The following is a 12,717-nucleotide window of genomic DNA, read 5'->3' as shown; positions in this document are numbered from 1 at the left end:
CGCCATCGCGAGCAAGCTCGCTCCCACAGGGGTTAGGCGATCTCCTGTGGGAGCGAGCTTGCTCGCGATGGCGGCAGCTCACACCCCACAGGACCCGAAGCCTTTACACGTTCTGGCGCTCACCCTTCGGATCGAAGAACACCGAAGAAACGATTTCCGCCTCGATCACGCTGCCGTCCGCCAATGGCGCGAAGACACGCTCGCCCATGCGGTTCAGGCCGCCCTTGACTACGCCCATGGCGAACGAATAGCCCAGGGAGTTGTGCAGGTAACTGGAAGTCACGTGACCCACCATGGTCATCGGGATGGCTTGCTTGGTGTTGAACACCAGTTGCGCACCTTCCGGCAGCCATTTGTTCGGATCGATCGGTTTCAGGCCAACCAGTTGCTTGCGCTGATCACGCACGCAGTCTTCACGGTTCATGCCACGCCAGCCGATCCACGAGAACGGTTTGGTGCGACCGACACACCAGCCCATGTTCAGGTCGTCCGGGGTCATCGAGCTGTCAGTGTCCTGACCGACGATGATGAAGCCCTTCTCGGCCCGCAGCACGTGCATGGTTTCGGTGCCGTACGGCGTCAGGTTGTACTTCTTGCCGGCGTCGACGATTTTTTCCAGCACGCCCATGGCGTAGTCGGCTTGCACGTTGACTTCGTACGACAGTTCGCCGGTAAACGAAATCCGGAACACCCGCGCCGGCACACCACCGACCAGACCTTCTTTCCAGGTCATGAACGGGAAGGCTTCGCTGCTCAGGTCGATGTCGGTGACTTCAGCGAGCAGCTTGCGGCTGTTCGGCCCGGACAGGGTCATGGTCGCCCAGTGGTCGGTGACGGAGGTGAAGTACACCTTCATGTCCGGCCATTCGGTCTGGTGGTACAGCTCCAGCCACTGCAGCACACGAGCCGCGCCGCCGGTGGTGGTGGTCATGACGAAATGGTTGTCGGCCAGGCAAGCCGTCACGCCGTCGTCGAAGACCATGCCGTCTTCTTTGCACATCAGGCCGTAACGGGCCTTGCCCACATCGAGCTTGGTCCAGGCGTTGGTGTAGACGCGATTGAGGAACTCACGCGCATCCGGGCCCTGGATGTCGATCTTGCCCAGGGTCGAAGCATCGAGCAGGCCGACGCTGTCGCGCACGGCTTTGCATTCGCGCTTCACCGCGGCATGCAGGTCTTCACCGGATTTCGGGAAGTACCAAGGACGCTTCCACTGGCCGACGTCTTCGAACTCGGCGCCGTTTTTCAGGTGCCATTGATGCAGTGCGGTGTAACGCACCGGCTCGAAGATGTGCCCACAGTGACGACCGGCCACGGCGCCGAAAGTCACTGGCGTGTAGTTCGGACGGAACATGGTGGTGCCCATCTGCGGGATGGTCACGTTCAGCGAGCGGGCAGCGATGGCCAGGCCGTTGACGTTGCCGAGCTTGCCCTGATCGGTGCCGAAGCCCAGTGCGGTGTAGCGCTTAACGTGCTCGACCGACTCGAAGCCCTCGCGGGTCGCCAGTTCGATGGCGGCGGCGGTGACATCGTTTTGCAAGTCGACGAATTGCTTCGGTGCCCGTGCGGTGCTCTTTTCATGGGGCACCTGGAACAGCGCCAGGGTCGGCTCTTCGAGACGGCTCAGGGCTTTCGGCAGTACGCCTTCAACCGTCTGGAATCCGGCTTCAGCAGCGGCGCGAGCGCCACCTTCAAAACCGTCGGCCAGGGAATCGCCAAGGCCGTAGACGCCGTTGATGCCGCCGACACACACGCGTTTCTGCGGTGCTTCGCCCGGTACGAAACCGAGGATGTCTTCACGCCAGATCGGCTTGCCACCCAGGTGCGAAGCCAAGTGAACCACCGGGCTGTAGCCACCGGAGCTGGCGACGACGTCGCAGTCGAGCCATTCGCCAGGGCTGGTCACGGTGTGGGCTTTGACGTCGATGGCGGCCACACGGGCAGCGGTCACGTGCTTGCTGCCACGAGCCTCGATCACGGCACTGCCGGTGAGGATGCGGATGCCTTTGGCGCGGGCTTCTTCCACCAGCGCACCACGCGGATTGCTGCGGGCGTCGGCGATGGCCACCACTTGCAGGCTGGCATCGAGCCAATCCAGGGCAACGCGGTAGGCGTGGTCGTTGTTGGTCGACAGCACCAGCTTCTTGCCCGGTGCCACGCCGTAACGACGCACGTAGGTCGAGATGGCGCCGGCGAGCATGTTGCCCGGCACGTCGTTGTTGCCGTAGACCAATGGACGCTCGTGAGCGCCGGTTGCCAGTACCACGCGATTGGCGCGGACCCGGTGAATGCGCTGACGCACCTGGCCAATCGGTGCGCGGTCGCCGAGGTGATCGGTCAGGCGCTCGTGAATGGTCAGGAAGTTGTGGTCGTGGTAGCCGTTGACGGTGGCGCGCGGCAACAGCAGCACGTCCGGGGTGTTCTTCAGCTCGTCGATGACGCTGGCCACCCACTCCATCGCAGGCTTGCCGTCGAGGCTTTCGCGGGAATCGAGCAGGCTGCCGCCGAACTCTTCCTGTTCATCGGCGAGGATTACCCGGGCACCGCTGCGCGCAGCCGCCAGGGCAGCCGCCAGGCCAGCAGGGCCGGCACCGACGATCAGCACGTCGCAGTGCTGGTTCATGTAGTCGTAGGTGTCCGGATCGTTTTCGGTCGGCGAGCGACCAAGACCGGCGGCCTTACGAATGTACTTCTCGTAGGTCATCCAGAACGATTGCGGGTACATGAAGGTTTTGTAGTAGAAGCCCGGTGGCATCAGCTTGCCGCCGACCTTGCCGAGAATCCCCATCATGTCGTTGTTCACGCTCGGCCAGCCGTTGGTGCTAGTGGCGACCAGGCCCTGATACAGCGCCTGTTGCGTAGCACGCACGTTCGGGATCTGCGTGGCTTCGGTGGCGCCGATCTGCAGCACCGCGTTCGGCTCTTCGGCACCGGCGGCGAAGATGCCGCGCGGACGAGAATACTTGAAGCTGCGACCGATGATATCGACGCCGTTGGCCAGCAGTGCAGCGGCCAGGGAATCGCCTTCGAAGCCTTTGTAGTTCTGGCCGTTGAAGGTGAAGGTCAAGACTTTGTTGCGGTCGATCCGTCCGCCGTTGGACAGGCGATTGATCTGGCTCATACCTTCTCTCCCAGAGCCGTGCTGGCCGCTTTCGGGCTATCGGTCTTGTCGGTGAATTGTGGCTTGGTGCCGATCTTGTAGGTTTCGAGAATCTCGTAGGTCACGGTGTCGCGGGTGACGTTGAAGTACTGACGGCAACCGGCGACGTGATCCCACAGTTCGTGGTGCAGACCGCGCGGGTTATCGCGGAAGAACATGTAGTCGCCCCACTCCTCGTCGGTGCAACTGCTCGGGTCCAGTGGGCGCGGGATGTGCGCCTGGCCGGATGCATGGAATTCCTCTTCGGAGCGCAGTTCGCCGCAGTGAGGACAGAAGATATGCAACATAGGGATTTCTCCTGTTAGTGGGCGACTGCTGCAGCGCCGTGTTCGTCGATCAACGCACCGCTGTGGAAACGGTCGATGGAGAAAGGTGCGGCCAGTGGGTGCATTTCACCCTTGGCCAGGCTTGCGGCAAATACGTTGCCCGAGCCAGGTGTAGCCTTGAAGCCACCGGTGCCCCAACCGCAGTTGAAGAACATGTTCGGTACCGGGGTTTTCGAAATGATCGGGCAGGCATCCGGCGTGGTGTCGACGATGCCGCCCCACTGACGGTTCATGCGTACCCGCGACAGCACCGGGAACATCTCGACGATCGCCTGGATGGTGTGCTCGATCACCGGATAGGAACCGCGCTGACCGTAGCCGTTGTAGCCGTCGATACCGGCGCCGATCACCAGGTCACCCTTGTCGGACTGGCTGATGTAACCGTGCACGGCGTTGGACATGATCACGCTGTCGATAATCGGCTTGATCGGCTCGGACACCAGCGCTTGCAGCGGGTGCGATTCGATCGGCAGACGGAAACCGGCGAGTTTGGCCATGTGCCCGGAGTTACCGGCGGTGACCACACCGACGCGCTTGGCGCCGATGAAGCCCTTGTTGGTCTCAACACCGATGCACACGCCGTTTTCCTTGCGGAAACCGATCACTTCGGTCTGCTGGATCAAGTCCACGCCCAATGCATCGGCGGCCCGGGCAAAGCCCCAGGCCACGGCATCGTGACGGGCCACGCCGCCGCGACGCTGGACGGTGGCGCCCATCACCGGGTAGCGAGTGTTCTTGGAGCAGTCGAGGTACGGAATCTCGTCGGCAACCTGCTTGGCATCGAGCAGTTCACCGTCCACGCCATTGAGGCGGTTGGCGCTGACCCGACGCTCGGAATCACGAATGTCCTGCAGGGTGTGGCACAGGTTGTAGACGCCACGCTGGGAGAACATCACGTTGTAGTTGAGGTCCTGGGACAGGCCTTCCCACAGTTTCATCGCGTGTTCGTACAGGTGCGCCGACTCGTCCCACAGGTAGTTGGAGCGAACGATGGTGGTGTTGCGCGCGGTGTTACCGCCGCCCAGCCAGCCTTTCTCGACCACGGCCACGTTGGTGATGCCGTGTTCCTTGGCCAGGTAGTAGGCCGTGGCCAGACCATGCCCGCCACCACCGACGATGACCACGTCGTAGACCTTTTTAGGGGTCGGCGTGCGCCACATTTTCTGCCAGTTTTCATGATGGCTGAGAGAGTGTTTGAAGAGGCCGAAGCCCGAGTAGCGTTGCATAGTCATTTACTCCAAAACCGCACTCAGCGATAAACCGGGAAGTCCGCGCACAGGGCTGCCACTTGCTCGGCGACATTGGCCTCGACATCGGCGTCGCCGAGGTTGTCGAGGATGTCGCAGATCCAGCCGGCCAGCGTGACGCACTGGGTCACCTTGAAGCCGCGAGTGGTGACCGCCGGGGTGCCGATGCGCAGGCCAGAGGTCACGAACGGCGACTGTGGATCGTTCGGGACAGCGTTCTTGTTCACAGTGATGTGGGCGCGACCGAGTGCTGCATCCGCCTCTTTGCCGGTGAGGCCCTGACGGATCAGGCTGACCAGGAACAGGTGGTTATCGGTACCGCCGGACACTACATCGTAGCCGCGTTTGATAAACACGCCGGCCATGGCCTGGGCGTTGTCGATCACTTGCTGCTGATAAGCCTTGAAGCCAGGCTCCAGCGCTTCCTTGAAGCACACCGCCTTACCGGCGATCACGTGCATCAGCGGGCCGCCCTGGGCACCGGGGAAAACTGCTGCGTTGAGCTTCTTCTCGATTTCTTCGTTGGACTTGGCCAGGATCAGGCCGCCACGCGGACCGCGCAGGGTCTTGTGGGTAGTGGTGGTGACCACATCGGCGTAAGGCAGCGGGTTCGGGTACAGACCAGCGGCAACCAGACCGGCCACGTGGGCCATGTCGACGAACAGCAGCGCACCGACCTTGTCCGCGATCTGGCGGAAGCGCGGGAAGTCGAGGGTCTTGGAGTAGGCCGAGAAGCCAGCAACGATCATCTTCGGCTTGCACTCGACGGCCAGACGCTCGACTTCGTCGTAATCGATCAGGCCGGTGTTGGTGTCGATGCCGTACTGCACGGCGTTGTACAACTTGCCCGAGGACGACACTTTGGCGCCGTGGGTCAGGTGACCGCCGTGGGCCAGGCTCATGCCGAGAATGGTGTCGCCGGCTTGCAGCAGGGCCAGGTACACGGCGCTGTTGGCCGAGGAGCCGGAGTGCGGCTGGACGTTGGCGTAATCGGCACCGAACAGTTGCTTGGCGCGCTCGATGGCCAGCGCCTCAACCTTGTCGACGTGTTCGCAGCCACCGTAGTAGCGCTTGCCCGGATAACCTTCGGCGTATTTGTTGGTCAGGCCACTGCCTTGCGCTTCCATGACGCGCTTGCTGGTGTAGTTCTCTGACGCGATCAGCTCGATGTGATCTTCCTGACGTTGCTCCTCGGCATTCATCGCCGCCAGCAGTGCATCGTCGTAACCCTGGATCTTGTCTTGCTTGCTGAACATCGCGTCTCTCCCAGCGGCGGCGGTGCGCCATTCGTCTCGGTGAGGCACTGGCTTTTCGGCAGTGCCCTTTGGTAGCGATGGTATGACTGGCTTGGAGTCGTCAAATGCCTACGGGCGCCACGCAAAGGTGCGTTTACGACATGGCGGGAAATGGCAAGCCGCAAGCAAACCTCAAATCAGCCTGGATCCCTTGTGGGAGCGGGCTTGCTCGCGAATTCGGCGTATCAGTAAGTATTGAAGTGACTGACACCCCGCTTTCGCGAGCAAGCCCGCTCCCACAGGGTTATGCGAGCACCTGACGCAAAGTCAGCAAAGCGACGAAATGCGCGGGATACAGGGCATACGCCCAACGCCGCATCGGTGGTGGATTTACGCCCTTTGCGTGTCGCAACAAGAACAGCCCGAGCCATGGCGCAATCAGGCACGTGACGATGGCCGGAATCGCCGCGACATTGCCCAGGCGAGCGGCGTGATACAGCACCTGCCATTGATTGGCCGCCAGACAGACCAGCCCCGCCAATAGCGCGAAATACCAGGGTCGCTGAAGTACCAGCAGCAAGGCCAGCGGCAACAGAACGCCAAAGAAACCGAACATCAATCGCTGGGAGAAAAACCCTGCCAGCAGCAACGCGCCGACGGCCAGCAGGCGCGACGCAAGCACCGGCTGCTGCCAGCCACGAATCACCAGCAAGCCCAGGGCAAGGGTGGGCAGCACGTTCAAGGTGTCGGGATTGTGAATATACATCCGGTAAGGAATTTCACTCACCGCGCTAAACAGCAGCAACCAGCCCAGATAGCGCCATTGCCCACCGTCCAGCACAACAGGCTTTCGTGACAGATTGGCCGCCATCGCCAGGCAGAACCACGGGAATGCCAGCCGCCCCGGCACATACAACAGATCGGCGGAATAACCGACATATCGCAGGTGATCGAGCACCATGCTTAAAAGCGCCAGCCACTTGAGCAGATCCAGTGCCCCGTCGCGCTGCTTTAAGTGCATGGCCTTGTGCATCGTCACGTGCATAATTGCCCTTCGACTGTGTATGTTCCCGACAGCGACATCCTGTGCGCTCCACCTGACGATCTTGGGTACAGTGCGCACCCTCATTGACCACGGGACGCTTCACCATAGGCATCTCGACCACGGAAGCAGGCCATGACCGACAAGAGCCAACAATTCGCCAGCGACAACTATTCCGGCATCTGCCCTGAAGCCTGGGCCGCCATGGAGCAGGCCAACCACGGCCACCAGCGCGCATACGGCGACGACGAGTGGACCGCCCGCGCCTCCGACGGATTCCGCAAACTGTTCGAAACCGACTGCGAAGTGTTTTTTGCCTTCAACGGCACCGCCGCCAACTCGTTGGCGCTGTCGTCGTTGTGCCAGAGTTACCACAGCGTGATCTGCTCGGAAACAGCTCACGTCGAAACCGATGAATGCGGCGCACCGGAATTCTTCTCCAACGGCTCCAAACTGCTGATCGCCCGTACTGAAAACGGCAAGTTGACCCCGGAATCGATCCGCGAGGTCGCGCTCAAGCGCCAGGACATCCACTACCCGAAACCCCGTGTGGTGACCCTGACCCAGGCCACCGAAGTCGGCAGCGTCTACACCCCGGACGAAATCCGCGCCATCAGCGCCACCTGCAAAGAACTGGGCCTGAACCTGCACATGGACGGCGCACGATTCTCCAACGCCTGCGCCTTCCTCGGCTGCACCCCGGCTGACCTGACCTGGAAGGCCGGCGTCGACGTGCTGTGCTTCGGCGGCACGAAGAACGGCATGGCCGTGGGCGAGGCGATTCTGTTCTTCAACCACAAACTGGCCGAAGACTTCGATTACCGCTGCAAACAGGCCGGGCAGCTTGCTTCAAAAATGCGCTTCCTGTCGGCGCCGTGGGTCGGGATCCTGGAAAACGACGCCTGGCTCAAATACGCCAACCACGCCAACCACTGCGCGCAGTTGCTGGCCGAACTGGTCAGCGACATCCCCGGCGTGGAGCTGATGTTCCCCGTACAGGCCAACGGCGTGTTCCTGCAACTGTCGGAACCGGCCATCGCCGCACTGACCGCCAAGGGCTGGCGCTTCTACACCTTCATCGGCAACGGCGGCGCACGCTTCATGTGCTCGTGGGACACCGAGCAAGAGCGCGTGCGTGAATTGGCGAAGGACATTCGCGAAGTGATGTCTCACTAACACTCTAAACCCTGTGGGAGCGAGCTTGCTCGCGATGAGGTCAGCACATCCAGCATTGATGTCGACTGACACTCCGCTATCGCGAGCAAGCTCGCTCCCACAGGGGGTACCCACCTCTACGTCCGCACCTGAAGACTTCGTCTACATTGTTTGTCGAGCCTTTGCTCAAATAACAATAATCAGGAGCGTACGCATGTCATTGCAAGGCAAAACCCTGTTCATCACCGGCGCCAGCCGCGGCATTGGTCGCGAGATCGCGCTGCGGGCCGCACGCGACGGGGCCAACATTGTGATTGCGGCGAAAAGTGCGTCGCCACACCCCAAATTACCCGGCACGATTTTCAGCGTGGCCCAAGAAGTCGAAGCCGCAGGCGGCAAGGCACTGGCCCTGCAAGTGGATGTGCGCGATGAAGATGCCGTGCATCAGGCCCTGGCCCAGGCCAACGAACATTTCGGTGGCATCGATGCACTGATCAACAATGCCGGGGCGATCAAGCTCACCGGGGTTCAACATCTCGAACTCAAGCGCTTTGACCTGATGCACCAGATCAACACCCGCGCCGTATTGCTGTGCAGCCAGGCAGCGTTGCCGTACCTGAAGAAGTCCAGCGGCCATATCCTCAACCTCTCGCCGCCGCTGAACCTGGCCGCCAAGTGGTTCGCCCAATACAGCCCCTATACCGTGACCAAGTACGGTATGAGCATGCTGACCCTGGGCATGAGCGAGGAATTCAGGAATTACGGGATCAGCGTCAACTCGCTATGGCCACAGACGATGATCGCCACCGCTGCCATCGAGTTTCAGTTGGGGTCGAGGGAATCGTTCAAGCATGCGCGCCTGCCTGCGATCATGGCGGATGCGGCGCATGTGATTCTGAGCAGCGCAAACCGCAGCCTGACCGGGCGCTTGTTGATTGATGAGGAGATTCTGCGGGAAAGCGGTGTGACGGAGTTCGAACACTATCGGTTCGCGCCGGACAGCAACGACAAGCTGATGACCGACTTGTTTATCGACTAAACACCCTCCCCTGTAGGAGCGAGCCTGCTCGCGATGAACCTGAGAACACCGCGGGGGGGGGGTCAGGTTGTCAGCGTTATCGTTGACGTCCATCGCGAGCAGGCTCGCTCCTACAGGGACTATTGCGCAACCATTAGAATTCGATGCGCACGTCGCCTTTAGGCACGCTGCAGCACGAAAGAATGAACCCTTCTGCTTCATCTTCCTCGGTGATCCCGCCGTTGTGGTCCATTTCCACTTCACCACCCAGCTTCAACACCTTGCAGGTGCCGCAGATACCCATGCCGCACGCTTTCGGAATCATCAGGCCGACCTTGGCCGCCGCCGCATGCACGGTCTCGCCCGGGGCCACACGAATGCTCTTGCCGGACGCCGTGAACTCCACCTGGTGCAGATCCGCCACGTCGACTTCCGGTGCCTCGGCCGCTTGCTCGGCGTGTTCCACGGCGTCGGCGCGCGCCTCTGGCGGGGTCGCACCGAAGGATTCTTCGTGATAACGCGACATGTCGAAGCCAGCGGCTTCCAGCAAGCGCTTGACCGCATTCATATACGGTGTCGGGCCGCAGCAGAACACTTCGCGCTCAAGGAAGTCAGGCGCCATCAATTCAAGCATTCTGTGGTTCAGGTAACCGCGATAACCGGCCCAGGGCTCACCCATACCGTGCTTCTCGCAGATCAGGTGCAGGCTGAAGTTGTCGATCCGCGACGCCATGTGTTCCAGCTCACGGTGGTAAATGATGTCCTTGGGCGAACGGGCGCTGTGGATAAACACCATGTCGACATTGCCGTTGGTGTCGTAGAACCAGCGCGCCATGGACATGACCGGCGTGATACCGACGCCGCCGCTGAGGTAAAGCACCTTTGGCGCGGTGAAGTCCATGGCATTGAACAGCCCGACCGGTCCGTGCACCGCCAGCTCCTGGCCTTCGTGCAGGGTGTCGTGCAGCCAGTTGGAGACCTTGCCACCCGGTACGCGCTTGATGGTCACCGAAAAGCTGTACGGCACCGATGGCGAGCTGGAAATGGTGTACGAACGCATGATCGGCTGGCCTTCAATCTCCAGCTCCAGGGTGACAAACTGCCCCGGTTTGAAGAAGAACATGATCGGCTGATCGGCCATGAAGCAGAAGGTGCGCACATCCCAGGTTTCCTGGATGACTTTGACGCAACGGACGATGTGCCGACCATTGGCCCAGGTCTGGGTGGTTACCGGATTCAGGAAACTATTGGACATGCTGATCTCCACGGCCGACTGCCGGCCTTCATGTTGGCGATTCTGCGTATAGCGCAGATCACCCATTTACCTATCTGCGACATTGACATGCTTATCGCGACCAGCCCCCAACGACTGGGGCTTGCGCGTCGGGAACAGATTGCACCATGTCGCCCATGGATAAGGTTCTGGCCTGCGCCGGCCCCACACTCGCCCCATACCAAGACACATTCTTTACACCTTGCGTAGCAACCCTGATCAGCCACTTTCGCGGCCACGCAGATGGCCTTGAGGAAATACACGATGGACGTCACTACTACCCTGAGCCTGGGCGATCCGCTGGAACCCGCACGCAAGGCCACCGCGCAGATGCTGCAAGAGCGCGAGCGCACGTTCTCGCTGCCGCAGCCGTTTTACTCCGACGAGCGCCTGTTTGATATCGACATGCAGGAAATCTTTCAGAAAGAGTGGTTGATCGCCGGCATGACCTGCGAGATCCCTACCAAGGGCAACTACCTGACCCTGCAGATCGGCAAGAACCCGATCATCGTGATCCGTGGCGCCGAAGGTGTGGTGCACGCGTTCCACAACGTCTGCCGCCACCGTGGCTCGCGCCTGTGCACCAGCGACAAGGGCAAGGTCGCCAAGCTGGTTTGCCACTATCACCAGTGGACCTACGAACTCGACGGCCGCCTACTGTTTGCCGGCACCGAAATGGGCGCCGACTTCGACATGAACCAGTACGGCCTCAAGCCGGTGAACGTGAAGACCGCCGGCGGCTACATCTTCATCAGCCTGGCGGAGAACCCACCGGCCATCGATGACTTCCTGTCGACGCTCAACCACTACATGGAACCGTACGACATGGAGAACACCAAGGTGGCGGTGCAAACCACCTTGATGGAAAAGGCCAACTGGAAACTGGTGCTGGAAAACAACCGCGAGTGCTACCACTGCAACGCGTCGCACCCGGAACTGCTGAAAACCCTGCTGGAGTGGGACGACGTCACCGACCCGCGCGCCGACCAGGCCTTCAAGGACCACGTAGCCGCCTCTGCCGCTGCCTGGGAAGCCGAGAAGATCCCTTACGCCCACGCCAGCTTCGGCCTGCGCAACCGCATCGTGCGTATGCCGCTGCTCAAGGGCACCGTGTCGATGACCATGGACGGCAAGCAGGGCTGCGCCAAGCTGATGGGTCGCATCAAGAACCCGGACCTGGGCTCGATGCGCATCCTGCACCTGCCGCACTCCTGGAACCACTGCATGGGCGACCACATCATCGTGTTCACCGTGTGGCCGATCAGCGCCCAGGAAACCATGGTCACCACCAAGTGGATCGTGCACAAGGACGCGGTCGAAGGCGTGGACTACGACGTGGAGCGCATGCGCCAGGTCTGGGACGCCACCAACGACCAGGACCGTCGCCTGGCCGAAGAAAACCAGCGCGGCATCAACTCCACCGCGTACCAGCCTGGTCCGTACTCCAAAACCTATGAGTTCGGTGTGGTGAACTTTGTGGACTGGTACAGCGAGCGCCTGCTGAGCAACTTGGGTGCCGAGCCTGCGCCTTACCTCAAAGGGGTTCCGGTTCAAGGCTAAAGCATGCCCCTGTAGGAGCGAGCTTGCTCGCGAAAAATCCAGGGGCACCGCTGGCCATCTGTCTTTTCGCGTCATCGTTCACGACCATCGCGAGCAAGCTCGCTCCTACAAGGGGCTTGCTCGCAACAGGTTTTCTCCCCGCTACACATTCCTCTATCTTTAGAACTGTACGAAATATGATCTATTTCGTTCAGAGCTATACTGCGCACGCCTCTCAGCCTTCCGCAAACAAGTTATCCACATCTCCACCCACAGCTATTGGGGACAACTGTGGAAAGACTGCTAAATCTCTCCACAAAAACCAAAGAAAAAACGTGACTTATCCAGAAGCACGCTTCCACGGTCGCACTGATCACTTTTTAACCAGAAGCCTGAAAGTCACGTAATGCAAGGCTTTCAGAGGATGGCAAACACCTTATCCACAGAAGCGCCAACAGACTTTGGGGTTAACTTCGCAGGGGCTGTGGAAAACCGCTAAAACCCGCAGGAACTCGGCGTTTGCGCGGAGGCTCACGACGCCAAACGGGCTTTTGATCATTTTATGATCAAAAGCCTACACGTCGCTGTTTATAAGGCCTACAGCCGATAGCAAACATCTTATCCACAGAAGCGCCAACAGAGATTGGGGGCAAGTCTGCATCAACAGCAGCACATATCCCCTTGAAAAAGCATGGAAAAACCACGAACCAGGCTGGGTGTTT

Annotated in this window: 9 protein-coding genes; 3 read left to right on the top strand and 6 right to left on the bottom strand. The window is 60.6% G+C overall.

Features of this window, described 5'->3' with window-relative positions:
* Window positions 1–103: 103 nt before the first annotated feature.
* From AC1RDQ_RS06785 to AC1RDQ_RS06765, 5 genes are all read right to left on the bottom strand, one after another.
* On the bottom strand, window positions 104–3,121 hold the full coding sequence (locus AC1RDQ_RS06785) for a sarcosine oxidase subunit alpha (RefSeq protein ID WP_340313365.1): 3,018 nt from the start codon (window positions 3,119–3,121) through the stop codon (window positions 104–106).
* The gene (locus tag AC1RDQ_RS06780) at window positions 3,118–3,447 is read right to left on the bottom strand and encodes a sarcosine oxidase subunit delta (protein ID WP_057713000.1); all 330 of its coding nucleotides are present in this window, start codon (window positions 3,445–3,447) and stop codon (window positions 3,118–3,120) included. Before AC1RDQ_RS06780 ends, AC1RDQ_RS06785 begins: the two co-directional genes overlap by 4 nt.
* 14 nt (window positions 3,448–3,461) lie before the next feature.
* Window positions 3,462–4,712, bottom strand: a complete 1,251-nt coding sequence (locus AC1RDQ_RS06775; protein ID WP_007907561.1) for a sarcosine oxidase subunit beta — start codon at window positions 4,710–4,712, stop codon at window positions 3,462–3,464.
* A 23-nt stretch (window positions 4,713–4,735) separates the two neighbouring features.
* Window positions 4,736–5,989, bottom strand: a complete 1,254-nt coding sequence (glyA, locus tag AC1RDQ_RS06770) for a serine hydroxymethyltransferase (protein ID WP_154946824.1) — start codon at window positions 5,987–5,989, stop codon at window positions 4,736–4,738.
* A 283-nt stretch (window positions 5,990–6,272) separates the two neighbouring features.
* Window positions 6,273–6,989, bottom strand: a complete 717-nt coding sequence (locus tag AC1RDQ_RS06765; RefSeq protein ID WP_154946823.1) for a TraX family protein — start codon at window positions 6,987–6,989, stop codon at window positions 6,273–6,275.
* 156 nt (window positions 6,990–7,145) lie between these two features.
* Here AC1RDQ_RS06765 and AC1RDQ_RS06760 point away from each other — a divergent pair, with 156 nt between their 5' ends.
* Window positions 7,146–8,186, top strand: coding sequence for a threonine aldolase family protein (locus AC1RDQ_RS06760; RefSeq protein ID WP_090451829.1), 1,041 nt, complete (start codon window positions 7,146–7,148; stop codon window positions 8,184–8,186).
* A 193-nt stretch (window positions 8,187–8,379) separates the two neighbouring features.
* A complete protein-coding gene (locus tag AC1RDQ_RS06755) occupies window positions 8,380–9,204 on the top strand; it encodes an SDR family oxidoreductase (RefSeq protein WP_150813793.1) in 825 nt (274 codons plus the stop codon).
* A 133-nt stretch (window positions 9,205–9,337) separates the two neighbouring features.
* On the opposite strand, the gene gbcB is transcribed toward AC1RDQ_RS06755, so the two are convergent.
* Window positions 9,338–10,438 carry a glycine betaine monooxygenase reductase subunit gene (gene gbcB, locus AC1RDQ_RS06750; protein WP_090451831.1) on the bottom strand — a complete coding sequence of 367 codons (1,101 nt, stop codon included), beginning with the start codon at window positions 10,436–10,438 and terminating at the stop codon, window positions 9,338–9,340.
* 282 nt (window positions 10,439–10,720) lie between these two features.
* Between gbcB and gbca the strand changes: the two genes are divergently transcribed.
* Window positions 10,721–12,016: a glycine betaine monooxygenase oxygenase subunit gene (gbca, locus tag AC1RDQ_RS06745; RefSeq protein WP_057712996.1), complete on the top strand. Its 1,296-nt coding sequence runs from the start codon at window positions 10,721–10,723 to the stop codon at window positions 12,014–12,016.
* Window positions 12,017–12,717: the final 701 nt, after the last annotated feature.

The organism is Pseudomonas sp. GW823-FHT02E01 (genome assembly GCF_058797535.1).
Note: the sequence above shows the minus strand (reverse complement) of the source record. Positions and strands in the feature narration are given on the sequence as shown.